Source organism: Microbispora amethystogenes (assembly GCF_016863015.1).
Classification (GTDB): Bacteria; Actinomycetota; Actinomycetes; order Streptosporangiales; family Streptosporangiaceae; genus Microbispora; species Microbispora amethystogenes.
On sequence record NZ_BOOB01000028.1, the window covers coordinates 14,961 to 39,738 of the forward strand.

A 24,778-nucleotide genomic window follows, 5' to 3' on the forward strand; every position below is an offset into this window, starting at 1 on the left:
ACAAGGAGGGCCGGTCGTGGCTCCGAGGTCCACGGGGACGACAGGCGCGGGGCCGCATCCGGCGACGGCGCCGCTGGGCGCGTCCCGACGCAGATCGCAGGGGCCCGTACGGGGACGGCGCAGGCAGTGGGGGCACGACCGGCGCACCCAGGCGATGCCGATGGTGCCGCAGCCGGCCAGTGACCGGCGGATCGCCCTGGCCCGTCTGTCGATCATGCTGACCGTGACGGCCTGGCTGGCCTACCTCGTCACGTGGTTCTTCCAGGACTTCTTCGACCCGCGCTACTCCTCCGTGGTCGCGCGGTCCGAGGCGATCCTCTATCTGCTCATCGTCACGATGCTGACGATTTCCGCACTGGCCTATCTGATGGCCCGGCTCGGCTTCTTCTACCGCACCCGCAGTCATCACCGGGCGAGCCGGGCCATTCTGGACCAGTTCTTCGAGACCACGCGGCCGACGCTCACCACGATCATCCCCTCCTACCAGGAGGAGGCCCGGGTCATCCGGACGACGCTCCTCTCGGCGGCACTGCAGGAGTATCCGGACAAACGCGTCGTCCTGCTGATCGACGACCCGTACGTGCCCAAGACGGCCAAGGCGCGGGAACAGTTGCTCGCTGCGCGGGAACTGCCGGGCCAGATCATGCGACTGCTGGCCGCCCCGGCGGCGCGCTTCACGCACGCGCTGGAGACGTTCGAACGTTCTCTGGAACGTGACACAATGCCGGACGCCGGTGCGGTGATCACACTCGCGGGCCACTACGACGCGGCCGCGAACTGGCTGGAACACCTGGCCATGGACCAGGAGATCACCGACCACACCGACGCGTTCTTCGCCAACGAGGTCGTGCTCCGCCTGGCGGACTCCCTCCGGGAGATCGTCTCGGCCCTGCGCGCCTCGGCGATGGAGAACGCCGTACTGGACGGGGCGCAGATCCGGCGGCTGTACCGGCGACTGGTCTGGATCTTCCGCGTGCAGGTCACCAGCTTCGAGCGCAAGCGGTACGTCTCGCTGTCGCACGAGCCCAACAAGGCCATGAACCTCAACAGCTACATGGGCCTGCTGGGCGGCACGTACCGCGAGGTGCGCACGGTCAGCGGCCTCGCGCTGGTGCCGTCGAGCCCGGAGACCAGCCAGGTGCGCATCCCCGACCCCGACTACGTGGTCACCCTGGACGCCGACAGCGTGCTGCTGCCCGAATACTGCCTGCGCCTGGTCCACCTGCTGGAGCAGAGCGAATACCGCACCATGGCCATCGCGCAGACGCCCTACAGCGCGTTCCCGGGCTCGGCCACCCGGCTGGAGCGCATCGCCGGCGCCACCACCGACCTGCAGCACATCGTGCACCAGGGCCTGACGTACTACGACGCCACCTTCTGGGTGGGCGCGAACGCCGTCATCCGCAAACGGGCCCTGGACGACATCCGCGAGACCTCCTACATCGGCGACTGGGAGATCCGCCACTACATCAAGGACCGGACCGTCATCGAGGACACCGAGTCGACGATCGACATGGGGGTCCACGGCTGGCGGCTGCTCAACTACCCCGAACGGCTCAGCTACAGCGCGACCCCGCCCGACTTCGGCTCGCTCGCCATCCAGCGGCAGCGGTGGGCCAACGGCGGGCTGCTCATCATCCCCAAGCTGTTCCGCCAGTCGCGGGCCCGCCGGGAGAACGGGGAACGCACCCGGTTCAGCGAGCTTTTCCTGCGCTGGAACTACATGGCGTCCATCTCGTGGAGCTCGGCCAGCCTGCTGATCCTGCTCGCGTTCCCGTTCAACTCGACGCTGATCAGCCCGCTGCTCGGGCTGATCGCGCTGCCGTACTTCGTGGCGATGGCCGGTGATCTGCGGTACTGCGGTTACAAACGCCTCGACGTGTTCCGCATCTACGGCTTCAACCTGGTGCTGCTGCCGGTGAACCTGGCCGGCACGCTCTCCTCGATCGTGCAGGGGATCACCGCGTCGAAGGCCGCGTTCGCCCGTACGCCGAAGGTGCACGACCGCACGGTCGCGCCGCCCACCTTCGTCGTGACGCCGTACCTGCTGGCCGGGCTGGCGGGCTACACCTTCTACACGGCCTACCAGCACCACCTCGTGGTGAACATGGCGTACGCCGGGTTGAATGTCACCCTCGCCTGCTACGCCATCGTGGCCTTCATCGGGCTGCGCAACTCGGTGGTCGACGCGTGGATCCACGGGACCGGGCTGCTCTACCGGCCGGCGGAGAAGCGGCGGCGTTTCCGGCGTGCGAAGCGGGGCGTCCAGCCGGCCAGGCAGGAGACCGACTGGCGGTCGGTCCTGGAGGTGGGCTTCACCGAGCAGCCGAAGGCGCCGGCCTTCGCGGGCTGGGCGGCCGATTCGGCCGCCGTGGCCCCGCCGGTGGGGGCGCCTGGCGGTCCCGTCGAGGTTCCCCCCGACGCGCCCGCCGCGGGCGGCGGCGGGCAACCGGGCCGCAGGCTGTCGTTCCTCCGGGTGCTCGCCGCCGTCACGCTCGTGGCGGGATGCGGGTACGGCGGATACGTCGGCGTCCAGGCGAAGCTCGACACCGTCGGCGTGGTCCCCGGCCAGACCTGGTTCGCGCCGTACGTCGACGTCACCCTGACGCCGACCTACCAGTTCCAGAACCCGCAGGCCAACCCGGCCCGGCAGACCGTGCTGGGCTTCGTGGTCGCCGACCCGGCGATCCCCTGCGTGCCGAGCTGGGGAGGCGTCTACCGGCTGGCCCAGGCCGACCGGTCGCTCGACATCGGCTCGCGCATCGCGCAGATCCGGCAGAACGGCGGACAGGCCATCGTGTCCTTCGGCGGCCAGCGCAACACCGCCCTCGACGTCGGCTGCACGTCCGTCACCAGGCTCACCACGGCCTACCAGTACGTGATCGACCAGTATCACCTCACCGCCATCGACCTCGACATCGAGGGCCCCGCGCTCGACGACACGCAGGCCCGGGAGCGCCGCGCGGCGGCCGTCGCCGCGCTGCAGAAGGCGGCCGACGCCGCGAAGCGCAAGGTCAACGTCTGGCTGACCCTTCCGGTCGACACGTCGGGGCTGCAGGACAACGCCCTCTCGGCCATCTCCGCCATGCTCCGCAACCACGTGTCCATCACCGGGATCAACGTCATGACCATGGACTTCGGCCATGCGGTGACCGACGGGAACGGCCTGCTGCCGTCGGTGAAGGACGCGCTCAACGCCACCCACACGCAACTGGCCGACCTGCTGCCCCGGTACGGCGTCCACCTGACCTCCGCGCAGATCTGGCAGCGCATCGGCGCGACCGTGATGATCGGTCAGAACGACGTCCAGGCCCAGCGCTTCACTGTGGCCGACGCCCAGGGCCTCAAGGCCTTCGCGAGCGGCACCGGACTCGGCCGGATCTCCATGTGGTCGCTCAACCGGGACCGCCAGTGCGGCGCCTCGTTCGCCGAAAGCGGCGTGCTGTCGAACACCTGCAGCGGCACGGCGCAGAAGGACCTCGGGTTCTCCGAGATCTTCGGCCAGTTGAAGGGCCAGGAATTGGTGCAGCCCCCGGGCGCGAAGGTCCAGGCCGTCTCCCCCGACAAGGACCCGGCGCACGCCCCGTTCCCGCGGTGGTCGCCCAGTGCCTCGTACCGGCGGGGCTACAAGGTGGTGCAGGATGGGCAGATCTACCAGGCCAAGTGGTACAACGCCGGCCAGGACCCGGCGGCGCAACTCCAGTATTCCTGGCAGTCGCCGTGGGAACTGCTGGGCCCGGTCCTGCCCGGAAGCCGCGGGCCCGTCATCATCCGCCTGACCCGCGAGAAGTTTCCGGCCTGGGACCTGCAGACCCTCTACAAGCCCGGCACCCGGGTCCTCCACCGAGGCCTGCCGTACCAGGCCAAATGGGTCAATCAGGGCGTCAGCCCCGCCGCCGGTCTGTCCGGCGACACCCCGGACTCCCCCTGGAAGCCCCTCTTCCGAATCGCCGGCGAACCAATCAACTGAAGAATCAACGACATAAGAGCAGTAAACGCCTGAAATGTCGAGTGCCTGCGGGCGCTTCAACGCGCCCGTAGGCATGCAGTACTAGTTCACGAGCTATATCCAAAAGCGAGGCATATCTTTACTTCAGGATGATTCGCCCGTAATCTTTGGGCCGGAGTTGTCGCGTTCCGCCGACCGCGCTGGAGTCCGCCACCTCATGGCCGCACCGTCATCAGGATCACCGACATCACCGCCCTCAGCAGCGCCTTCGCTGGCTCCGCATCCCTCGCCACGCTCCGATCCCCCGGCGAAACGACCGGACGAGCCTCCGTCCACCGCCACGCCCTCCCCCCAGCCGCAGCCGTCCCCGATCGGCGGCATCGGCGACGGCTACTCCGGCATCAACCCCTCGGCGCTGGACGACTTCGAGCGCGGACTCGGCCGCGCGGAAGACTCCCTCGGCCGCAACGAGCAGGTCATCGACCGGACGCTGCGACAACTCGGCCTGGACACATCTGGCATCGGCGCCCTCCGTGAGATGAGGAGATGGCTCACGACCAGCCGACCCGACCTGCGACGCCGCAGCGAGACGATCCGCGCCCAGCAGGGCGAGTGGAGCGCCGGCGCCGGTGCGACCGGCGGCCTGCGCGACTTCGACGAGAGCCTGTACGGCAGGGCGGCCCACGACCCCGACGTCTACGCCGCCGTGACCACCCTGACCGAAGCCGCGGACAAGGGCGAGGTCGACGCGAAGACGCTGGCGGCTCTGGAGAAGCGGAAGGGAGACGCCGCCTTCGCGACCGCCCTGCTGACCACCCTCGGCGGGGCGGGCTTCCGGGAACTGGTGGCGAAGACCGCCGAGCACGGAGACGATAAGAAGGTGCAGCGGTTGCAGGCCGCGCTCGGCGCCGCGCTGGGCACGGCGAGTCCCCGGTTGAGCCCGGCCTGGCGCGACCAGCTCGCCTCCCCGTCCGCCGCCGACCCGAGGCAGGCGTACGCGGTCGCTCTCGCACTGAAGAACGGCAAGGCCGACACGTCCTTCCTGGTGGCGGTCGCCCGGAAACTCGACGCATGGGACCGCGCCCGGAGCAGGCAGCCCGCCCCCTCGCCGGACCCGATGGTGCCCCTGATGGAGGCGCTGGCCGCCAATCCCATCGCTGCTCAGGACTTCTTCGCCAAGGACGCCACGGCGCTCAAGCACTTCCTGACCGAGCGGTACACCCAGGACGGCGGCGCGGCGCTGGGCAAAGCGCTGGAGGCCGCCATGCTCACCTTCCGCGACCACGACGGATCACCGACCCAGCCATCCCGCGGCTACCTCTCAGCCGCACTCGCCTCGGAGTTCGCCCATCTGGAAGCCCAGCGAATCGAAGCCGGCGACCCCCCGGCCTCACTCGTCCCCACCACCACAACCGGCCACATCCTCGCCGGCTACATCAGCGACATCAACCGAGTCGCCGACTCAGGCAGCGACCCTGGTGCGCCGGGAGTCAGAGGAGCCGACTACTCGCAGATGGCAGGGCAGGACCCATGGGGAGCGTGGTTCAACAAGAAGGAGCTGCGCTCACTGTTGAAAGAAAACTTTTCCGACTCCAAGGCATTTTCCCTTGTCACGGTTGCCCAGACCGCGTTTGCGGCGCGGCTCCTCGATTCGGGCGCCAACGCAATGACCATTGGTAACGGCGACGATGCCCTGCGAACGAGCGCGCGAAAAATCGGCGCCGGCTTCGGGCTAATTACCGATGCTGCCGGCCTGGCAAAGATCGAGGAGGGCAAGAAACTGGACGAGACGCAGACGGTGAAGGTTAAGGCATTCAATGCTGTGGTCAACAGCGCACTCGCCATACCTCGGTGGGAAGGGGCCTGGCCGATCACCACCAGCGTCATCGGAGCATGGAACGGGCTTCTCGAAGACGCTCTTAAGGGGAAGGAGGAAGGCATCGCCCGCAGCGACGCCAACGCTGCCGTTGATAACTCGAGAACCCTCGTGCAGGATCTCACCGCACAGGCGATGCTCAAGCACGGACTTTTCGGAGAGGCTGAGCCTGCAGCAAAAACTCACCCTTGGGCCTCACTTGAAGGACTCAAGAAGGGAGACGACCCACGTAACAACCCGAACAACTTCCTGAAGGACGATGGTCGAACGCTTATGACCATGGATGAGATGATCGATCAGAAAGCCAGCAACAGCACCGACAAGTATCGTCGGGTCGAGGCTTACAAGCGCTGGCTCTATGAGCAGTCAGGACAGCCATGGCGGGATGTCAGCGAACCCCTCGACCAAAGCTTCTCGCGAGCCTTTGCGCAGTACGAGTCGTGATCCGGAAGACTCTCTCCGCGTGGGCAGCGCTAGCTCTCTTTTTGGCCAGCACTACCGGGTGCTCAGAAAAGAAGCACATCGATCGTACACCCATGCCCACAATCGCAGCCCCCCCTTACGCGTGTGACTATATTCCTCTGCGTCCGATCGAAGTGATGACTGGGGTAAGAGACCCACTTATTCGGGGGGACTTCGATTTACGGCGGAGCAGCACCGGCATGGGAGGTTGTGCGATCTATCAGCGGACCGGCGACAAGCTCAAAGTATTGTATGTTGACCTCTCGCCAGGAGGGGAATTAGCGGAAGTTGAGGAGCATCTGAGGGGTGGCGCCAAACCCTTACCGGAGATCCTACCCGGGGGAAAGGGTTATTATTTCAAAGACTCTTCGAGTAATACCAATTCGGTCTATTCCATGCTTGTGCGAGACGAGACTCGAATCATGATTCAGCTTGAGATAGGCGCTGAAGGGCGGGACAACGCGGCGGATGTGGTGGCGTTGATGAAGCTGATCGCACCCAAGCTGATCACCGATGCGAGCGCCGCGTCATCGTCCCCCTCGCCGTCTGTGTCCGCGAAGGGATGATGCTTGTGGCTCAGCTGGTCACCAATCCGCTGTACGCAGCTCTTACGGACGCTCTGCGGACGATCGAACCGCTGGTGCAGGAGATCGAGCAGCGCGTGGACGGGCCGTACCTGCACTTTCACAATGGGGCGGTGTGGACGGGAGCGGCGGCCAGGCGCTTCGACGAAGAGTTCAGCCAGCACCGCTCCCGTGTCCGCACCTCCACCGACAGGATCCTGTACGAACTACGCCAGGCGCTGGCCGGTACGCCCCCCGAGGTGACCGAGGAACAGGCCAGAACGATCCGGACCAGATATGGCCTGCCCTGACGACCGTTGGATCGGATACGCCCTCACGTTCCTGGAAGCGGGCGGGAGACTTCGAGGCCGTCGCCCGGAAAGGGACCCTGCAGTTCCCGGGCGAGTTCGGGATCACACCGCACCACCGCAGTGGAGTGCCAGGCGGTCAAAGCACGTGCGAATGGAAGCACTTCTCCAGTCTCCGCCTCCGTGACCAGATGGCCGAGCAACTCACGGATACAGGCCCGACGCTCGGTATCCGGAAGCCAGGTGAGCCAAGGCAACTCCTCCGCGAGAGCCACTTCGGCGGAGCCGCCATTGCGACGAGCGACCGCCGCAGAGACAGTGAAGGCCATCGAAGATCGACAGTCGTCGCCGACTGACGCATCCTGCGACGCGACGCCGGGTGGTCGGCGTGATTCCGCCAGGTCAAACGGCACCGAGCCGCTTCTGAGCTTCTGAGCCGCTCGAAGGATCTCTGGCTCGAATTCCCGAGCGTCACAGTAAGGGTCAAGCCCGAGGCGCGCCGCAGCAAGACAGAACTCTATTTCTTCTTCGTCTGCGGCCTGTATAGTCTGCCACTCCGTAGCCAGCGGCGTTCCATGAACACCGTGTCCCTCCAGACGTTCTATAACACCCGCGACGACGAATGCCAGTTTCTCCCCCACAGAGGCCGCCTCTACCTGTGCTTCTCCTTGGGAGATGAATCTTGTGGGATATTCGCGGCTGGACGTTCTGTCGCGACTCCAGATGAGCCGGGTTTCTCTGCCTTCGGGGATGATCAGAAGGTCCGGCCAAAGGAAGCCGTCTCCCGAAGAACGCAATCCATGGCGTTGATAGAGGCTCCGGAGAACATCCCGATGCTGTTTCGGCCCCCTGCCCCGCGATACGTTGTAGTACGACACAGGACGCGAATCGGCTTTGAGGAACCACCAGTTATAGGCTATCCACTCGGCCAGAGGATACAGCGGAGCATAGATCGATCGTCGAGAGGCCCCGGACGCGTGGTCCTGAACGAGAGTGATCCAGTCATCTCCAATCGAGATCTGTATTCGCGCCCAGGTCTCTCTAAGTTCAGGAGCCATCACGCCGGGAGCCGCTACCCATTCCCATGTTACGTTGAGCTCACTGGCCTGGGCCATGTCAGCCGCCCTGGCCATTCAGCGGGTTGCAGCGAATATCCCTTGTACGACCCCAGCCCGGGATCAACAATTTATTCAGCAAAATGCTCCAAATCGTGCCCTGTTTACGGCTTATTTATTTTGACGACCATCGCAGGACCGCGACCGCATCAAAAGAAATCGGGTCCGAAAGCAACTCACTGCCTCATGCGATGACCGCGCCCCTGGGTGCGATGGTGAGCACCGCCCTCACACGTCGCGGCCCGCGGGTGCGGAAGTGAGCAGTTCGCGCAGTTCACCGACGGCGGGCCGATCATGCTTCTCTCGCGGTACTGCACGCAGGACCCAACGCGCGGTCTCGGTGGTCATCACGCTGCGTGCCTCGGGACGTATGTCGCCCATCACAGCCGTCGCGTAGCGCGCGCCCTCGTCGACCCCTCCGTTGACGACCGTACACAGGGCCGAATGCAGTTGGATCATCGCGAAGTACTGCCGGTCGTAGGTTGACGCCATCGCGACGTCGCGGGCCTGCAGGTGCAGGGACTCATCGCCGATGCCCGCATAGATCATGCACTCGGCGTAGGCCAGTTGGCCGCCCTGCCAGTAGCCCGGCATGATGGACGCCGCCGGAGGGTCGGCGGCCAGCAGATCGCGGGTGACGTTCAGCGCACTTCGGGCTTCCTTCTGTTTGCCCAGCATGGCCAATGCCTTGGCCTGAGAGCAGACGACCAGGGCGAGGCCGAGGGAAGGCTGGGTTCCGGCCATCCGCTGCGCGCTCTCGGTGAGCCGCAGAACGGTTTCCGGGTCGCGCTGGCCATACAGACCATGGCCGGTCTCGGTGGCGCGGACTCCGAGACCCAGCTCAAGGTCTCCCGAGGCGTCGGCGGCCTGCCGGGCCGTACGCCACCAGCGCAGGGCGGCGCCGTGCTCGCCGAGCCGGGTCAGCGCGTTGGCGTGGACGGTCGCGAGCGCCGCCGTGACCCGGTGCAACTCGGTCACGGCATCCGGTGTCGACCTCTCGATCTGGTGCCTGACCGCCATCAGATCGATCAGCAGGTCCGCCGCGACCTGCGCCGGAGGCCGGGTACGCAGGGCGTGCAGGTGGTCCAGGCAGGCGAGGTGCCAGTCCTCGACGCTCCGGGGCTCCGCCTCCATCGCCAGGTCGAGCAGACGGCGCACCGGCTCGCCAGCGGTGACATCACCGAGTGCCCTCATGCCGAGACCCGCGATCGCCAGTTGCAGCAGGTGACGACGTTCCATGAATTCACCTTTGTCCTGATCCGGCTTCGGAGATGCGGAACGCAGCCGTTCCAGTTCGGACATCGCCTGATGCAGCGCGATCAGAATTCCGTCCGCGCCGAAAAAGTCGTCGAGGCGGCGCACCGAATCGACATGAGGCAGACATTCCCCGCGTTCCCATCGGGCAATCCGTGACCAATCGGTAAGGATCTCCTTTCCTACTTTGGTCAGGGGGACGTCACCACGCATCCGGCGTAGGGCCGCGCCGAACAGATGCAGCGGAGACGCACCAGGATCCACCGGATTCGGCCTGCGCGACATGCCCCTCCTATTGGTGGTATTGGCTCCGACGTTCCACCAGCTCGAAACCCATGAAGGGCCTTTCGCCCCGCCTCACTATTAACAGGGAAACGGCCGCCCGGCCACGAAAACAGCGGGACCCGCAGGCGACTCCACCGCCATACGGGTCCCTTGATCAGGAAGGAGCTCCTGACCCGTGACAAACACTAGAGGTACGGCCTTCGCCGGTTGGCGGATCATGCGAAGCGACGCCGGCCGATTCTGGGCAACCCGCGAGCGCCGCTTCCCCCAGGAGGCCGAGGACGCCGGAGCCCTGCGTACGGTCGACGGCGACGACCTGCAAGCGCTCTGCCGGGCCATCGCCGAGCAGGAGAGCCTGGCCGACACGACGGCGGTGACGTCGTGATCCTCGCGGCGCTACGCCACCGAACCTGCCCGCCCTGGTGCATCGAGGCGCACATCGGCGAACGGCCGGGCGCACGGATTCACAACGGCTGGCTTCATGCGGTCGAGTGCAGCAGACACCCGCGGTGCGCCAACGGCGAGTGCCAGCGGTTGTGGCTCGACCTGGTCCTCACGCCGCGCGACGACGGCCCCCTCATCCATCTCCAACTGGACGACCTGCCCGTCGCCATGCTGACGGCCGCCGAGGCCGAACGCCTCGGCCTTCGTCTGATCGGCCTCGCCGCCATCAGCGCCATGGAGACCCCGCCCTCCGCCGCCTGATCGGTTTCCAGCCCGCCTGCCGTGTGCCCCCGTACGGCAGGCGGGCCAGAACTCCGCGCCTCACCGCGCAATACGCTCTGCATCGCCGATGTCGCAGTGCGATAATCGCTTACCTGTGCGAGCAACTACTGGGACTTCAATGGATAGGAGAGATAATCGCCATGGACGCTGTAGTCGATGTGCTGGAGCGACCTCTCTACACGATGTCCCAGGTGGATCGCCTGCTTGGCCTTCCCCACGGCACCGCCCGGAGATGGATCGACGGGTATTCGCGCCGCGGGAGAGATTATCGACCGATTGTGCGCGAGACGCCCACAGGGGCAGATGTCGTCACCTGGGGTGAATTTGTCGAAACCCGCCTGCTATCCGAGTTTCGTGACGCAGGCGTTCCGATCCTCAACATGAGGCCGGCCATCGAAGCACTGCGCGCTCAGACCGACTCCCGGTACCCCCTTGCGCACTCCGCGAGCCTGCTCACACCAATGGGCAAGGAACTGGTCAAACGCATTCAGGACGAGGTCCACCTGGACCGGGAGCTGCAACTTGTCGTCGTTCGGAACGGCCAGTACATGCTGACCCCACCTGCCGAGTTGTACGTCAACGCGATGCAGTTCGACGACGACGGCGCAGCCGTACGCATGCTCCCCGACCCTGAATACCCTCAGGTCCTTATCGATCCCGCTCGGGCGTTCGGCGAGCCTGCGGTTCGATCCGTACCCACCGAGGTGATCGCCGAGCAGGTACGGGCCGGGGACCCGGAGGAACTCGTCGCGGAGTTGTACGACCTTCCACTCGAGCACGTGCGCGCGGCGGTCCGGTTCGAGCAACGCCATAGTGCCTGACGTACGGACACGTGAATGCCCCCCATTCATCCACAGGATCTACGGTTTTTCGTGGACGAGACATCGCTTGGAGTCGGCAGGGCCCTGGCACTGCTGCGCCGCGACGTGATCCACACCGGGCATCGCCTCATACCCGAGGTCCCCCTCGGCACATTGGATGACGACTGGATCCCGAAAGTGGCGTCGAGAGACCTGGTTGTGATCACGCGGGACAAGAGGATCCGCAGCAAGCACGCGAAGGCGTTGCTGTACGCCGAGCATGGGCTGCGCGTCTTCTGGATCGCCGGCAAGAAGGACTTGTCCAACTGGGACACGATGCGTCTGCTGGTCCGCAGATGGGACGACATCGAACGCGAGATCAAGGAGCGAGGGCCGGGCCCCTGGTTCATGGCTGTCTCCGAGCCGCGCCTGAACGCGATGAGCATCAGGGACCGCAAGTCGGCCTGAAGCTGCTGTGCAGTCGGCCGAAGCTCAATATCCTGAACCATGCGCGGCCCACTCGGGGTCGCGAAGTGAAGCCGGGTTGACCTCCGCAGGTGGTGGCCCGGCTTTCGCGTGTCTATTGAAGGTGGTCGGAGAGGTAGCGGCGGACGAGGCGTTTGCATTCGGCGATGAGGTCGGAGTCGCCGTCCGGGTGGGCGCGGAAGGCCAGCTTGAGCACGGCGTCGGCGGCCTCGACGGCGACCACGAAGGCGCGGGACAGGCCGTCGCCCGGCACGACGCCGAGCACCTCCACCATCATCGAGCGCAGCCGGTCGGCCACGATCACGTTGTTCTCCAGGGCCTCGTCCAGCATCCGCTGGGTGCCGGGCAGGGCCGGGCCGCCGGGGGCGGCGAGCACCTCGCCGAAGTCCACCACCCCGAAGCCGGGCATGGTGCGCTTCATCCGGACGAACTCGTCGATGCCGAGGTCGACCGCACCGGCCCAGTCGGAAAGGCGTGCGTCCGCCAGCAGGGTCGCCATCCGGTCCAGGTACGCCTCCAGGTTCCGCAGCGCGAGCGCGCGGACCAGGCTCTGCTTGTCCGTGAAGAACTGGTAGAAGGTGCCGATCGGCACCCCGGCCCGGCGGGCGACCTCCTTGGTCGTCAGCGCCTCGTACCCCACCTCGTCGAGCAGCCCGGCGCACTCGTCCAGCATGCGCTCCACGCGCTCCTGGCTGCGGCGCTGGGCGGGCCGCCGGCGCAACGTTCCCCCTGTGGTCATGACGCCATTGTCTCCCGCCCACCGGACGGCTACGTTAACGCGAGTAACACTCATGATAACGGGAGACGGCATGTTCCTGTGGGGTACGGCGACGGCGTCCTACCAGATCGAGGGAGCCGTCGCGGAGGACGGCCGGGGCCCCTCCGTCTGGGACACCTTCTCCCATACGCCACACAAAACGCGTGACGGACACACCGGAGACGTGGCCTGCGACCACTATCACCGGTACGCCGAGGACGTCGCCCTGATGGCCGGCCTCGGGGTCGGCGCCTACCGGTTCTCGATCTCCTGGCCGCGAATCCTGCCGACCGGCCGGGGCCGGGTCAACCAGGCCGGGCTCGACTTCTACGACCGCCTCGTGGACGCGCTCCTCGAGAAGGGGATCACCCCGGTCCCGACGCTCTTCCACTGGGACCTGCCGCAGGCGCTGGAGGACGAGGGCGGCTGGCTCGACCGCGACACGTCCCGCTGTTTCGCCGACTACGCCGCCGTCGTGGCCGACCGGCTCGCCGACCGGGTCTCCATGTGGATCACGCTGAACGAGCCGTTCGTCCACATGGTGTACGGATACGCCCTCGGCATGCACGCCCCCGGCAGGGCGCTCATGCTCGGCGCGCTGCCCGTGGCCCACCACCAGCTGCTCGGCCACGGCCTGGCCACGCAGGCGCTGCGGGCGGCCGGAGCGCGCGACGTGCTCATCACGAACAACTGCACGCCCGTCTGGCCCGCCTCCGATTCCGAGCAGGACCTCGCCGCCGCCGAGGCGTACGACATCCTGCACAACCGGCTGTTCAACGACCCGGTCCTCACCGGCGCCTACCCCGACCTGTCGGCGTACGGCGTCGAGCTGCCCGTGAAGTCAGGCGACCTGGAGACGATCGCCCAGCCGCTCGACGGCCTGGGGGTCAACTACTACATGCCGACGCGGATCTCCGGCCCCGGCGGGGGCGACCTGCCGTTCGAGTTCGAGCCGATCACCGGTTATCCCGCGACGGCCTTCGGCTGGCCCGTCGTCCCCGGCGGCCTGCGCGAACTGCTCGGCTCCCTCACCGCCCGGTACGGCGACGCGCTCCCGCCCGTCTACGTCACCGAGAACGGCTGCTCGTACGACGGCCTGGACGACCAGGAGCGGATCGCCTATCTCGACGGCCACATCCGGGCGATGCGGGAGGCGGACGCGGACGTGCGCGGCTACTTCGTCTGGTCGCTGCTGGACAACTTCGAGTGGGCCGAGGGCTACCACCAGCGGTTCGGCCTGGTCCACGTCGACTTCGAGACCCAGAGGCGCACCCCGAAGGCGTCCTACCACTGGTTCGCGGACTACCTGAAGGATCAGAGCACCGACACGTGAACGTGGTCGTAGTGGTTGGCGGTGATCCCTCCGCGGTCGGACATCATCCGCCACCCGGCCCCGGTGCGCATGTCGTAGAAGCGCTGCTGCCAGATGATGTACATAATCCCGTACTGGCTCGCGTGCTGGATGCACCACTGGGCGAGGGCGTCGCCCCGCTCCTTGGCCACCGCGTCGGGCATGCGGCCGCCGCTGCTCATCATGAAGTCGCAGGCCCGGCCCTTGCCGTGCTCCCCCGGGTCGCCCGCCCGCAGGCAGCCGACGCTGAACGGCATCGGGAACTGCGACATGATCGCGTTGCGGACGGTGACCATGCGCTGGGTCAGGCCGCTGCCGGCGTCGGGGGTCTGGAAGCCGTACTTCGCCATCAGGGTCTCGATCTGGCGCCGCTTCGCCTTCAGCTCCTTGATGTGGCGCTGCAGCTTGTCGATCTCGCCGTCGGCGTCGCGGGCCGCCTTCCGCTGCTTGGCGACCAGCTCCCTGAGGCCGTTGAGCCGCTCCGACTTCGCGTCGCCCAGGTAGGCCAGCGTCGACAGCGAGCTCAGGTCGCCCGACACCGAGAAGAGCTGTGAGGCGTCCATGCCTCCGCTCATGTAGGAGGTCTGGGCGAACTGGGTGACCGCCCGCTGGGCCGCGAGCAGGTCCACCTTCAGCTTCCCGACCTTGGCGGACGCCTTCTTGGCGGCCAGTTCAGCGTCCTCCAAGCTGAGGATCTCACCGCGGTACTGCTTCTGCAGCGCGGCGGCCTCCTTCGTCAGCTTGGCCAGTTTGGCCTGCTGGCCGGGCTCGGCCGAGGCGGTGAACACGCCCGAGACAGAGGGTGCGGCGAGGAGAGCGGTGGTCACCACCGCCAGCCTGGCCCAGCGTCCCGACCGCACGTCGACCTCCACTCGGATTCGGTCCGAAACTATAGGAGACGATCTATATGTCTGCTACCGGAACAGGAGAAACTGTTGGGTTTAAAGCAGGCAATCGTCGGGTTCCGCGTTCTGTGATCGATTCGAGACTTACGCGTCGCCTTACTGCACTTGAACGCGGATTGACCCCGGCGGAGATTCGGGAGATCGCCACCCCTCACGAAGGGCTCATCGATGTCCCGACGAGTGATCGTCTCGACCCTGGCCACCGTGGCTCTCGGCGCGGCGCTCCTGGCGCCGGCCGCGCCGGCGCAGGCCGGCCAGGGCGACCCGCTCCCGCCTACGGACCAGATCGACCTCTACCAGCTCGACAGCGCGCCCGGAACCGCGGCCACGCTGAACCAGAAGGGCTTCGACGTCGTCCAGCAGCACCCCTCACGCGACAACACGGGTGACAAGGAGCACGTCGAGCTGACGGCGACCCCCGCCGACGTCAAGAAGCTCCAGATCCTCGGCTACCGGCCGCAACCGGTTCGCAACCCCCAGGGCCAGACACAGCTGCAGGCGGCCCGGGCGCAGGCGGCCGGCGGATACACCGTGTGGAGGTCCTACTCGGAGAAGGGCGGCATCGCCGACCAGCTCAGGGCCATCGCCGACGCCAACAAGGACGTCGCGAAGCTGGAGTCGATCGGTAAGACCGTCCAGGGCAAGGACATCCTCGCCCTCAAGCTGACCGCGCTGGCCCGGGTGCTGCCCGACGGCCTGAAGCCCGCCGTGCTCTACTCCGCCACCCAGCACGCCCGGGAGTGGATCGCGACCGAGGTCGACATGCGGCTGCTGAAGTATCTGGTGGCCAACAAGGGCAAGGCCGACGTCGCGAAGCTGCTGGCCACCACCGAGGTGTGGTTCGTGCCGGTGGCCAACCCCGACGGCTACGACTTCACCTTCACCGAGGGCAACCGGCTCTGGCGCAAGAACCTCCGCGACAACGACGGCGACGGCGCGATCACCGGCGTCGACGGGGTCGACCCCAACCGCAACTACCCCACCAAGTGGGGGTACGACGAGGAGGGCTCCTCCAGCGTCCTCAGCAGCGAGACCTACCGTGGCACCGCCCCGGCGTCGGAGCCCGAGACGAAGGCCATGGACGGCCTGCTCAGGCGGCTCCGCTTCAAGGCCCAGGTCAACTACCACTCGTACGGCCCGCTGCTGCTCTATCCGCAGGGGTGGCAGGTCCAGACGACGACCGCGGACGACCCCGTCTACCTGGCACTGACCGGGACCGACGAGAAGCCCGCGATCCCCGGCTTCGACCCCGGCGTCGGCGCCGAGCTCTACACCACCAACGGCGAGACCACCGACCACGCGCACAAGGCGTACGGCACGCTCGCCTGGACGCCGGAGCTGGAGGAGGGCTGCGACGGCTGCGGCTTCGTCTTCCCCGACGACGAGGCGCTGGTGCAGGCCGAGTTCGAAAAGCAGCTGCCGTTCGCGCTGGACGTCGCGAAGTCGGCGCCGAACCCGGCCGAGCCGGTCAGCCACCTCGGCAACACGGTCCCCGACTTCGTCGTCGACCCGTTCGACGTCGGCTACGGCACCGACCAGGTCGTGCAGGTCGACGCCAAGCGCAAACTCGGGCCCGTCCTCCTCAACTACCAGATCAACGGCGGGCGGACGAAGATCGCGCCGACGAGCGAGTGGAAGGGCGGCGAGCGGTACGGCGAAGGCTACGACACCTACTTCCACCAGCTCAGGGGCACGGTGAAGGGCGCCAAACCCGGTGACCGGGTGAAGGTGTGGTTCACCTCGCTCCTGAAGAAGAGCGACGACTTCACCTACCGGGTCTCCACGGACATCGGCGGGAAGGTCCTGGTCGTCGCGGCGGAGGACGTCACGGGGATCAGCCCCGCCCAGGGCGCGACCGAGGCGAAGTACGCCGCCGCCTACGTCACGGCGCTGACCGGGTCCGGCTACTCCTCCGACGTGTACGACGTGGACAAAAACGGCCGGAAGGCGCCCCACCCGCTCGGGGTCCTGAGCCACTACAAGGCGGTCATCTGGGAGACCGGCGACGACATCATCCCCCGCGCGGCCGGGCAGCCCGGCGGCACCGCCGCCAACCTGGCCGAGGAGCTGGAACTGGCGTTCCGCGACTACCTCAACGAGGGCGGCAAACTGCTCGTCACCGGCAAGTACGCGTTGTACGCCCAGAACGTTGACGGCGCCTACTGGTACGAGCCGGACTATCCGGCGCAACCCGAATGCACGACGCTGAGCAAGCCGCCGTGCCTGGCGCTCAGCAACGACTTCGTGCAGTACTACCTCGGCGCCTACACCTTCGTCGAGGGCGGCGGCCAGGACGCGGACGGCGCCACGGTGCCGCTGAAGGGCACGAGCGGCGCCTTCGCCGGGTTCCTCGGCACCCTCAACGGCGGCGACTCGCCCGGGAACCAGGACAACACCTCCGCGTTCGTCACGACCTCGTCGGTGCTGCCGGTCGGCCGGTTCCCGCAGTTCGCCAGTTCGGCCCCGCTGAAGTGGCAGTACGCCGGGGGGTCGCCCTTCGCGCCGCACACCGGCGCGTGGGACGTGCAGAGCGGCCAGGCCGACCAGTCGTACAAGCGGCTGACGAGGACGATCGACCTCACCGGTAAGACCAGCGGCGAGCTGTCGTTCTGGACGTCGTACAACACCGAGCCGGACTGGGACTTCCTGACCGTCGAGGCGCACACGGCCGGCCAGGACGACTGGACGACGCTCCCCGACGCCAACGGGCACACCTCGGACGAGCCCGGTGAGAGCTGCGCCAGCGGCTGGGCGGACCTCCACCCGTTCACCGCCCACTACCAGACGTACGACGGCGCCTCGTCGTGCACGGCGACCGGCACCACCGGCGCGTGGCACGCCGCCTCCGGCCCGTCGAACGGCTGGCAGCAGTGGACGATCGACCTGACGGCCTACGCCGGCAAGCAGGTCGAGGTGTCGATCTCCTACATCAGTGACTGGGGCACCCAGGGCCTCGGCGTCTGGCTGGACGACGCGACGGTCAAGGCCGACGGCGCGGTCGTCTCGCAGACCTCGTTCGAGGACGGCCTCGGCGGCTGGACCGTCGCGGGCCCGCCCCCGGGCTCGGCGGAGGCGCTGAACGACTGGACGCGCAGCGACCAGACGCTGGAGGACGGCGCGGGCGTCACCACGAAGGACACGGTCTATTTCGGCTTCGGCGCCGAGGGCGCCACGACCCAGGCCATGCGGACCGACCTGGTCCGCCGGTCGATGCGGCACCTGCTCGGGCCGGCCCTTCCGTAGGGCTCCCGCCGGAGAACCCGTGGCCCGGTCCTCGCCGTACGGCGGGGGCCGGGCCACGGTCGCGCTCGCACCGACACCGGCGTCGGCTCTTGCCAACACCGAGCAGAACATGATTCGGTCTCCGTGTGTGGTCAAGCGCGCGCCCGATCGGGAGGCAGGCATGCGGCAGCACGACACGCTGTTCGTCGGCGGCGACTGGGTGACCCCCGCGGGCACGGGCACGATCGAGGTGGTCTCCCCGCACACCGAGGAGGTCGTCGGCCGGGTCCCGGACGGCACCGCGGCCGACATGGACCGCGCGGTCGCGGCGGCCAGGGACGCCTTCGACAACGGGCCGTGGCCGCGGACGACGATGGCCGAGCGCGCGGCGGCGGTGGGACGGCTCGCGGAGATCTACGAGGCGCGCCAGGCCGAGATGGCCGAGCTGATCACGCTGGAGATGGGCGCCCCGATCACGTTCTCCCGGCTCGCCCAGACGCCGCAGCCCCTGGGCATGCTGAAGTACTTCGCCGGTCTCGGCGCCGCGTTCCCCGTCGAGGAGGAGCGGCCCGGCCTGTTCGGCCCGGTGACCGTCCGCCGTGAGCCGGTCGGCGTCGTCGCGGCCGTGGTCCCCTGGAACGTCCCCCAGTTCGTCACCATGAGCAAGCTCGCCCCGGCGCTCGTCGCGGGCTGCGCCGTCGTGCTCAAGCCCGCCCCCGAGACGCCCCTCGACGCCTACCTGCTCGCCGAGATGATCCACGACGCCGGGATCCCCGGCGGGGTCGTGAACATCGTCCCGGCCGGCCGCGAGGCGGGCGAGCACCTCGTCTCCCACCCGGGCGTCGACAAGGTCGCCTTCACCGGCTCGACCGCCGCCGGCCGCCGGATCGCCGCGATCTGCGGCGAGCGGCTCAAGCGGTGCACGCTGGAGCTGGGCGGCAAGTCGGCGGCCATCATCCTGGACGACTGCGACCTGTCCTCGGCGATGGGCATGCTGACGATGGCCACGCTGATGAACAACGGCCAGGCGTGCGTGGCGCAGACCCGCGTCCTCGCCTCCCGCGCCCGGTACGACGAGGTGGTGCAGGCCGTCGCCCACATGGTGACGAGCCAGCGGGTGGGCGACCCCGCCGACCCGGCCACCGGCATCGGCCCGCTCGTGGCCCGGCGGCAGCAGGAGCGGGTCGAGGGCTACATCAGGGCGGGCGTCGAGGAGGGCGCCAAGCCCGTCGTCGGCGGCCTCGACCGGCCGTACGACCGGGGCTGGTACGTCGCCCCCACCGTCTTCGCCGACGCCACCAACGACATGCGCATCGCCCGCGAGGAGATCTTCGGCCCGGTCCTCACAGTGATCCCGTACGAGGACGAGGCGGACGCGGTGCGGATCGCGAACGACAGCGACTACGGGCTGTCGGGCTCGGTCTGGACCGGCGACGCCGAGCACGGCATGGAGATCGCCCGCCGGGTGCGCACCGGCACGTACGGCGTCAACACGATGCACACGCTCGACCCCAACACGCCGTTCGGCGGGTTCAAGGCCAGCGGCCTCGGCCGCGAACTCGGCCCCGAGGGCCTGTCGGCCTACCTGGAGCACAAGTCCATCGCCCGCCTCGGCTAGGTCGTGTCTGACAAATCAAGCCCTGCTGCGCGTGGCCCAGCTCGCGACGGGCAGCATTTGTCAGACACTCCCTAGCGTCCCTCCGGCCCGGTGCGGCACGCATGCCGCACCGAGCCGGCAGACAACTCAGCGCGCCCCCGCGACGCTGTGTTTCCCGGCGCGCCCCTCAGGCTCGCTCGGTGTTTCCCGCTTCACCAACGGGTTGTGCGTACGTATAGACGACCCTTATGCGGATTTGGTTCGCGAAATCCAGTGACCAATTCTGCGGACCAGGTCGGGGGTGGCCGCGGCCTCGGCGTGGCCGTAGCCGGGCTCGATCCACAGCTCCTTCGGCTCCCCGGCGCTCTCGTAGAGCTGGTAGGCGTGTTCGACGGGGAAGAACGGGTCCCGGTCGCCGTGCACGATCAGCAGCGGCGTGGGGGCGATCATCGCCACCGCCTCGTGCGGCGGGAGCGGCACGGGGTCCCATCCCTCCACCGCGATCCTGGTCCGCTTGGCCAGCCGGACCGCCAGCCGCCCGTGCCAGCGCTCGATCGCCCAGTGGACCTGGCGCATGGGCTTGGTGCCCCGGTAGTACCAGCGGGCCGGGCCGCTCACCGCGACCACCGCGTCCACGCCCCGGTGCAGCGCGGCGTGCCGTACGGCGACGGCCGCGCCCATCGAGAAGCCGAGCGTGACGATGCGGCGGTAACCGATCGAGCGGGCGTGCTTGACCGCCGCGTCCATGTCGAGGACCTCCAGGTCGCCCACGGTCGACCGGCCGCCGGAGCGTCCGTGGCCCCGGAAGTCGAACGACACCACGCCGCCGAACCTCGACAGGACGTGCACGATGCGTCGGGTGTCCAGCCCTCTCCACGTGCCGGTGAACCCGTGCGCGACCACGACGCCGAGGTCGAGAGATCCGTTGGGCGTGTGCGCCGCGTCGATGCGGACACCGTCCGCGGTGCGCAGCATCGCTCCGTAAGCAGCAGCGAGAGCCATGCCTCCGACCTTATTTCCCCCATGTCACACGTCCCCCGCCAGGCGGCCGCCAGACCATGGAATGCGGGCCGCGGCGCAGGCGTTGAGATCGAGGGTCCCGGAGCCGTCGGCGCGTGGTGGCGATCGGGATCAACTAAACTGGTATGGCCGCGTCTTGCGGCTGCTGTGCGTCTCGCTTCGGTCCCGGGACGCGGACGACACCCCGACGAACCAGAGCGAGACTTCCCTATGCCTATGAACACCCGCGACGACCTGCGGAACATCGCGATCATCGCGCACGTCGACCACGGCAAGACCACGCTGGTCGACGCCATGCTCTGGCAGTCCGGCGCGTTCCGGGCCAACCAGGACGTGGACGAGCGCGTGATGGACTCCAACGACCTGGAGCGCGAGAAGGGCATCACCATTCTCGCCAAGAACACCGCCGTCAGGCACGGCGGCATGACGCTGAACATCATCGACACCCCCGGCCACGCCGACTTCGGCGGCGAGGTCGAGCGCGGGCTGTCGATGGTGGACGGCGTCGTGCTCCTGGTGGACGCCTCCGAGGGCCCGCTGCCCCAGACCCGCTTCGTGCTGCGCAAGGCGCTGTCGGCGAAGATGCCGGTCATCCTGTGCATCAACAAGGTCGACCGGCCGGACGCCCGGATCGCCGAGGTCGTCGACGAGGTGTACGAGCTGTTCATCGACCTCGACGCCACCGAGGAGCAGATCGACTTCCCGATCGTGTATGCCTCGGCCAAGGCCGGCCGGGCGTCGCTGGCGCGTCCCGCCGACGGCGGCATGCCCGACTCGGACGACCTCGAGCCGCTGTTCGAGACGATCAAGCGGACGATCCCGGCGCCGGTGTACGACCCCTCCGCGCCGCTCCAGGCGCACGTCACCAACCTCGACGCCTCCAGCTACCTGGGCCGGATCGCGCTGTGCCGCGTCCACCACGGCACCATCCGCAAGGGCCAGCAGGTCGCCTGGTGCCGCACCGACGGCACCGTCCAGCGCGTCAAGATCTCCGAGCTGCTGATGACCGAGGCGCTGGAGCGCAAGCCCGCCGAGGAGGCCGGGCCGGGCGACATCATCGCCATCGCCGGCATCCCGGACATCATGATCGGCGAGACCCTGGCCGACCCGGACGACCCGCGCCCGCTGCCGCTGATCACGGTCGACGAGCCGGCGATCTCCATGACGATCGGCACCAACACCAGCCCCCTGGTGGGCAAGGTCAAGGGCGCCAAGGTCACCGCCCGCCTGGTGAAGGACCGCCTCGACAAGGAACTGGTCGGCAATGTCTCGCTGCGCGTCCTGCCCACCGAGACCCCGGACGCGTGGGAGGTCCAGGGCCGCGGCGAGCTCGCCCTGGCGATCCTGGTGGAGCAGATGCGCCGCGAGGGCTATGAGCTGACCGTCGGCAAGCCGCAGGTCGTGACGAGGACGATCGACGGGAAGCTGCACGAGCCGGTCGAGCGCCTCACCGTCGACTGCCCCGAGGAGTACCTGGGCGCGGTCACCCAGCTCCTGGCCGTACGCAAGGGCCGCATGGAGCACATGACGAACCACGGCACCGGCTGGATCCGGATGGAGTTCGTGGTGCCGTCGCGCGGCCTGATCGGTTTCCGCACCGAGTTCCTCACCGAGACCCGGGGCACCGGCCTGGTCCACCACGTCTTCGACGGCTACGAGCCGTGGTTCGGCGAGCTGCGCACCCGCAACACCGGTTCGCTGGTCGCCGACCGGGCGGGCCAGGTCACCGCGTTCGCCATGATGAACCTGCAGGAGCGCGGCACCCTGTTCATCTCTCCCAGCACCGAGGTGTACGAGGGCATGATCGTGGGCGAGAACTCGCGCTCGGACGACATGGACGTGAACATCACCAAGGAGAAGAAGCTCACGAACATGCGCTCCTCCACCAGCGAGGAGACCGAGAAGCTGATCCCGCCGCGCGTGCTGTCGCTGGAGCAGGCCCTGGAGTTCATCCGCGACGACGAGTGCGTGGAGATCACCCCGCAGACCGTGCGCATCCGGAAGGTCGTCCTCGACTCCTCCAGCCGGGGCCGCGCCGCCGCCCGCGCCAAGCGAGCCAACTGACCTCGCCGTCTGATCACCCGGCCCGCGACGCCAAGAGCGGGTAAACGACGGGTACGGACGGCGTCGTTCCTCCTCCTCGGCTCGGCTCGCCGTGCTCTGCTGTCGGATGCGTCAAGCGTCTGAGGAGGACAGCGACCATGCCTCGCCCACCCCGTTTCGCCCCACCGCGTGTCGCCCTGGGTCTCCCGCTGGGACTCGCGCTGGTGCTCACGCTGCCCGGCGGCCTCGCCCTGGGACGGGCCGGCACGGCCGTCCCCCGGGCGTCCGCCGCTTCCGCGGCATCGTCACGCACCGGCGAGACGGCGGCCGCCGTCATCAGGGACGCCACCGGGCGCGTCCTGGGCAGCGTCCGGTTCGAGCGGTACGACCTGGAGAAGACCAGGGTCAGCGTCAGCGTGCGGGGGCTCGAGCCGGGGTTCCACGGCTTCCACGTCCACGCGGCGGGCGTGTGCGACCCGCGTGCCGTCGACCGGGCCACGGGCACGGCGTTCTCCAGCGCCGGGAGCCACCTCGGCCCGGGCACGCACGGTGCGGGGGCCGGGGACATGCCTCCGCTGCTGGCCGCGGACGACGGAACCGCCTCCGCCTCGTTCGTGACCGACCGGTTCACGGTCGAGGACCTCGCCGACGCCGATGGCAGCGCGGTCGTGGTGCACGCCGGGCCGGACAACTTCGCCCACATCCCGAAGAGGTACTTCCACCGCCCCGACTCCATGGGCGCCACCGGCCCTGACCTGACCACCCGCAAGACCGGCGACGCCGGCGCGCGGATCGGCTGCGGAGTGGTCAGGCCGCGCGCCTGACCCCGTATGCCACGTCAGCGGTTGGTGTACGTCTTCCCCGGTGCGGGGCTGCCGAGCAGTTCGGAGACGGTCACGTACGTGAAGCCCTTGCGGTCGAGTTCGTCGAGCAGGTGGGGCAGCGCCTGCACGGTCGTGGGATGGATGTCGTGCATGAGCACGATGTCGCCCGGCTTGGCCGCGGCGCTGCGCTGGGCGATCACCGTGGGGTTGCGGTTGAGCCAGTCGAGGGTGTCGACCGCCCACAGGATCTGTGCGAGCCCCTCCTGCTTCGACTCCTCCTCCACCGACTTGTTCGTCGCGCCGTACGGCGGGCGCATGAGCCGCATCCGCACGCCGGTGACCGCGCGTACGGCCTCCTGGGTCCGCTCCAGCTCGCGCCGCATGGCCTCGGTCGAGAGGCCGGACAGCGAGGCGTGGTCCCAGGAGTGGTTGCCGACCTCGTGCCCCTCGGAGGCCATGCGGCGGACGAAGTCCCGGGTCTCCCCCGTGATCATCTGGCCGAGCATGAAGAACGTGGCCCGGGCGTGATGCGCGGCGAGCAGGTCGAGCACGTGCCCGGTGTACTCGGCGGGCCCGTCGTCGAAGGTCAGCGCCACGCACCGGTGCTGCCGGCAGTCGACCTGCCGGGGCGGCGGCACCGCGGGCAGGCGCGGCCCGGGCGCTCCGCGCTGCGCCCCGGCGAGCCGCCAGCGCAGCAGGTCGGCGTCGAACCGCCGCACCGGCCCGAAACGGAAGTGTGGCGCGACGGCCCGCACCGCCTTGCGCTCGGTTCCCCGCAGCGGGGGCGCGGACCTGTTCTGGGCGCATCCGGCGAGCAGCGCCAACGACAGCAGCACGTATCCGATCCGCATCCGACCCCCCGGAGCAGGCGGGGGGCCACGAACGTCACGGATAGCCGCCGGCGGCTCCCCCCCGCAGAACTCTGTCCAGCTCCTCCCACCAGGGCGGCACGTCCACCTTCAGTTCGGCGTGTCTGCGAGCCACCCGGACGGCGCACCCTGCGGGATCCGTACCCAGGTGCCGGCACTTCACGGCACCCTCGCGCCAACGGTAAAAACCGTCACGGAACGTCACGACGAGGCCGATCCACACCGAGAGGGTAGCCTCGTCGCCGATCTCGTACGCGTCGGCCACCCCGAGCGCGGCGAGTTCCGCGCGAAGTTTTTCCACCGCGACCCGCGACTCACTCACCGGGCACCGCCCCCCGCCCACCAGACACGTACAAAAAGGGATGT

The 24,778-nt window shown here is 68.3% G+C and carries 20 protein-coding genes; 13 read left to right on the forward strand and 7 right to left on the reverse strand.

The window, feature by feature from the left end; all coding sequences use genetic code 11:
- The first annotated feature begins 16 nt into the window (after positions 1 to 16).
- The 4 genes from Mam01_RS19705 (at position 17) to Mam01_RS19720 (ending at position 7,161) form a co-directional block, all read left to right on the forward strand.
- The gene (locus Mam01_RS19705) at positions 17 to 3,970 is read left to right on the forward strand and encodes a glycosyltransferase family 2 protein (protein ID WP_204286744.1); all 3,954 of its coding nucleotides are present in this window, start codon (positions 17 to 19) and stop codon (positions 3,968 to 3,970) included.
- Positions 3,971 to 4,166: 196 nt separating this feature from the next.
- Positions 4,167 to 6,269 carry a DUF6571 family protein gene (locus Mam01_RS19710; protein ID WP_204286745.1) on the forward strand — a complete coding sequence of 701 codons (2,103 nt, stop codon included), beginning with the start codon at positions 4,167 to 4,169 and terminating at the stop codon, positions 6,267 to 6,269.
- 440 nt (positions 6,270 to 6,709) lie between these two features.
- Positions 6,710 to 6,853: a hypothetical protein gene (locus Mam01_RS19715; RefSeq protein ID WP_204286746.1), complete on the forward strand. Its 144-nt coding sequence runs from the start codon at positions 6,710 to 6,712 to the stop codon at positions 6,851 to 6,853.
- Between the two features lie 5 nt (positions 6,854 to 6,858).
- A complete protein-coding gene (locus tag Mam01_RS19720; protein WP_204286747.1) occupies positions 6,859 to 7,161 on the forward strand; it encodes a hypothetical protein in 303 nt (100 codons plus the stop codon).
- Positions 7,162 to 7,184: 23 nt separating this feature from the next.
- On the opposite strand, the gene Mam01_RS19725 is transcribed toward Mam01_RS19720, so the two are convergent.
- Both Mam01_RS19725 and Mam01_RS19730 read right to left on the reverse strand, forming a co-directional pair.
- The gene (locus Mam01_RS19725; RefSeq protein ID WP_204286748.1) at positions 7,185 to 8,273 is read right to left on the reverse strand and encodes a hypothetical protein; all 1,089 of its coding nucleotides are present in this window, start codon (positions 8,271 to 8,273) and stop codon (positions 7,185 to 7,187) included.
- A gap of 228 nt (positions 8,274 to 8,501) precedes the next feature.
- On the reverse strand, positions 8,502 to 9,812 hold the full coding sequence (locus Mam01_RS19730) for a helix-turn-helix domain-containing protein (RefSeq protein WP_204286749.1): 1,311 nt from the start codon (positions 9,810 to 9,812) through the stop codon (positions 8,502 to 8,504).
- Between the two features lie 175 nt (positions 9,813 to 9,987).
- On the opposite strand from Mam01_RS19730, the gene Mam01_RS19735 reads away from it, so the two are divergent.
- The 4 genes from Mam01_RS19735 to Mam01_RS19750 all read left to right on the forward strand — a co-directional run bounded on the left by Mam01_RS19735 (position 9,988) and on the right by Mam01_RS19750 (position 11,806).
- Positions 9,988 to 10,197: a hypothetical protein gene (locus tag Mam01_RS19735; protein WP_204286794.1), complete on the forward strand. Its 210-nt coding sequence runs from the start codon at positions 9,988 to 9,990 to the stop codon at positions 10,195 to 10,197.
- A complete protein-coding gene (locus tag Mam01_RS19740) occupies positions 10,194 to 10,517 on the forward strand; it encodes a DUF6907 domain-containing protein (protein ID WP_204286750.1) in 324 nt (107 codons plus the stop codon). The genes Mam01_RS19735 and Mam01_RS19740 overlap by 4 nt, the downstream gene beginning before the upstream one ends.
- A gap of 161 nt (positions 10,518 to 10,678) precedes the next feature.
- On the forward strand, positions 10,679 to 11,359 hold the full coding sequence (locus tag Mam01_RS19745) for a DUF433 domain-containing protein (protein ID WP_204286751.1): 681 nt from the start codon (positions 10,679 to 10,681) through the stop codon (positions 11,357 to 11,359).
- Positions 11,360 to 11,410: 51 nt separating this feature from the next.
- Entirely contained in the window at positions 11,411 to 11,806 is a 396-nt protein-coding gene (locus tag Mam01_RS19750; protein ID WP_204286752.1) for a PIN-like domain-containing protein, read from the forward strand.
- Between the two features lie 112 nt (positions 11,807 to 11,918).
- Here the strand turns inward: Mam01_RS19750 and Mam01_RS19755 are convergent, their stop codons facing one another.
- Positions 11,919 to 12,563 (reverse strand): TetR/AcrR family transcriptional regulator, encoded by a 645-nt coding sequence (locus tag Mam01_RS19755; RefSeq protein WP_204286753.1) that lies wholly within the window; start codon positions 12,561 to 12,563, stop codon positions 11,919 to 11,921.
- A 70-nt stretch (positions 12,564 to 12,633) separates the two neighbouring features.
- On the opposite strand from Mam01_RS19755, the gene Mam01_RS19760 reads away from it, so the two are divergent.
- A complete protein-coding gene (locus Mam01_RS19760; protein ID WP_204286786.1) occupies positions 12,634 to 13,914 on the forward strand; it encodes a GH1 family beta-glucosidase in 1,281 nt (426 codons plus the stop codon).
- Here Mam01_RS19760 and Mam01_RS19765 read toward each other — a convergent pair.
- Positions 13,896 to 14,792, reverse strand: coding sequence for a coiled-coil domain-containing protein (locus tag Mam01_RS19765; protein ID WP_204286754.1), 897 nt, complete (start codon positions 14,790 to 14,792; stop codon positions 13,896 to 13,898). The two genes, Mam01_RS19760 and Mam01_RS19765, sit on opposite strands and share 19 nt — an antisense overlap.
- A gap of 213 nt (positions 14,793 to 15,005) precedes the next feature.
- Here Mam01_RS19765 and Mam01_RS19770 point away from each other — a divergent pair, with 213 nt between their 5' ends.
- Positions 15,006 to 18,080, forward strand: a complete 3,075-nt coding sequence (locus tag Mam01_RS19770) for a M14 family metallopeptidase (protein WP_204286755.1) — start codon at positions 15,006 to 15,008, stop codon at positions 18,078 to 18,080.
- A gap of 160 nt (positions 18,081 to 18,240) precedes the next feature.
- Positions 18,241 to 19,677, forward strand: coding sequence for an aldehyde dehydrogenase (locus tag Mam01_RS19775; RefSeq protein WP_204286756.1), 1,437 nt, complete (start codon positions 18,241 to 18,243; stop codon positions 19,675 to 19,677).
- Positions 19,678 to 19,902: 225 nt separating this feature from the next.
- Here the strand turns inward: Mam01_RS19775 and Mam01_RS19780 are convergent, their stop codons facing one another.
- Positions 19,903 to 20,658 (reverse strand): alpha/beta hydrolase, encoded by a 756-nt coding sequence (locus Mam01_RS19780; RefSeq protein WP_239101446.1) that lies wholly within the window; start codon positions 20,656 to 20,658, stop codon positions 19,903 to 19,905.
- 228 nt (positions 20,659 to 20,886) lie between these two features.
- Here Mam01_RS19780 and typA point away from each other — a divergent pair, with 228 nt between their 5' ends.
- Positions 20,887 to 22,740 carry a translational GTPase TypA gene (gene typA / locus Mam01_RS19785; protein WP_150935422.1) on the forward strand — a complete coding sequence of 618 codons (1,854 nt, stop codon included), beginning with the start codon at positions 20,887 to 20,889 and terminating at the stop codon, positions 22,738 to 22,740.
- Positions 22,741 to 22,877: 137 nt separating this feature from the next.
- Positions 22,878 to 23,543: a superoxide dismutase family protein gene (locus Mam01_RS19790; RefSeq protein WP_204286757.1), complete on the forward strand. Its 666-nt coding sequence runs from the start codon at positions 22,878 to 22,880 to the stop codon at positions 23,541 to 23,543.
- Positions 23,544 to 23,557: 14 nt separating this feature from the next.
- On the opposite strand, the gene Mam01_RS19795 is transcribed toward Mam01_RS19790, so the two are convergent.
- The gene (locus Mam01_RS19795; RefSeq protein ID WP_204286758.1) at positions 23,558 to 24,394 is read right to left on the reverse strand and encodes a polysaccharide deacetylase family protein; all 837 of its coding nucleotides are present in this window, start codon (positions 24,392 to 24,394) and stop codon (positions 23,558 to 23,560) included.
- A 34-nt stretch (positions 24,395 to 24,428) separates the two neighbouring features.
- On the reverse strand, positions 24,429 to 24,734 hold the full coding sequence (locus Mam01_RS19800; RefSeq protein WP_204286759.1) for a hypothetical protein: 306 nt from the start codon (positions 24,732 to 24,734) through the stop codon (positions 24,429 to 24,431).
- Between the last annotated feature and the right edge of the window lie 44 nt (positions 24,735 to 24,778).

What these genes read in the sequence shown, in the direction of transcription:
- Mam01_RS19710 (WP_204286745.1), top strand. Translation starts at nt 4,167, where the DNA reads ATGGCCGCACCGTCATCAGGATCACCGACATCACCGCCCTCAGCAGCG.
- Mam01_RS19715 (WP_204286746.1), top strand. Translation starts at nt 6,710, where the DNA reads ATGATTCAGCTTGAGATAGGCGCTGAAGGGCGGGACAACGCGGCGGAT.
- Mam01_RS19725 (WP_204286748.1), bottom strand. Translation starts at nt 8,273, where the DNA reads ATGGCCCAGGCCAGTGAGCTCAACGTAACATGGGAATGGGTAGCGGCT.
- Mam01_RS19730 (WP_204286749.1), bottom strand. Translation starts at nt 9,812, where the DNA reads ATGTCGCGCAGGCCGAATCCGGTGGATCCTGGTGCGTCTCCGCTGCAT.
- Mam01_RS19745 (WP_204286751.1), top strand. Translation starts at nt 10,679, where the DNA reads ATGGACGCTGTAGTCGATGTGCTGGAGCGACCTCTCTACACGATGTCC.
- Mam01_RS19755 (WP_204286753.1), bottom strand. Translation starts at nt 12,563, where the DNA reads ATGACCACAGGGGGAACGTTGCGCCGGCGGCCCGCCCAGCGCCGCAGC.
- Mam01_RS19760 (WP_204286786.1), top strand. Translation starts at nt 12,634, where the DNA reads ATGTTCCTGTGGGGTACGGCGACGGCGTCCTACCAGATCGAGGGAGCC.
- Mam01_RS19770 (WP_204286755.1), top strand. Translation starts at nt 15,006, where the DNA reads ATGTCCCGACGAGTGATCGTCTCGACCCTGGCCACCGTGGCTCTCGGC.
- Mam01_RS19775 (WP_204286756.1), top strand. Translation starts at nt 18,241, where the DNA reads ATGCGGCAGCACGACACGCTGTTCGTCGGCGGCGACTGGGTGACCCCC.
- Mam01_RS19780 (WP_239101446.1), bottom strand. Translation starts at nt 20,658, where the DNA reads ATGGCTCTCGCTGCTGCTTACGGAGCGATGCTGCGCACCGCGGACGGT.
- typA (WP_150935422.1), top strand. Translation starts at nt 20,887, where the DNA reads ATGCCTATGAACACCCGCGACGACCTGCGGAACATCGCGATCATCGCG.
- Mam01_RS19790 (WP_204286757.1), top strand. Translation starts at nt 22,878, where the DNA reads ATGCCTCGCCCACCCCGTTTCGCCCCACCGCGTGTCGCCCTGGGTCTC.
- Mam01_RS19795 (WP_204286758.1), bottom strand. Translation starts at nt 24,394, where the DNA reads ATGCGGATCGGATACGTGCTGCTGTCGTTGGCGCTGCTCGCCGGATGC.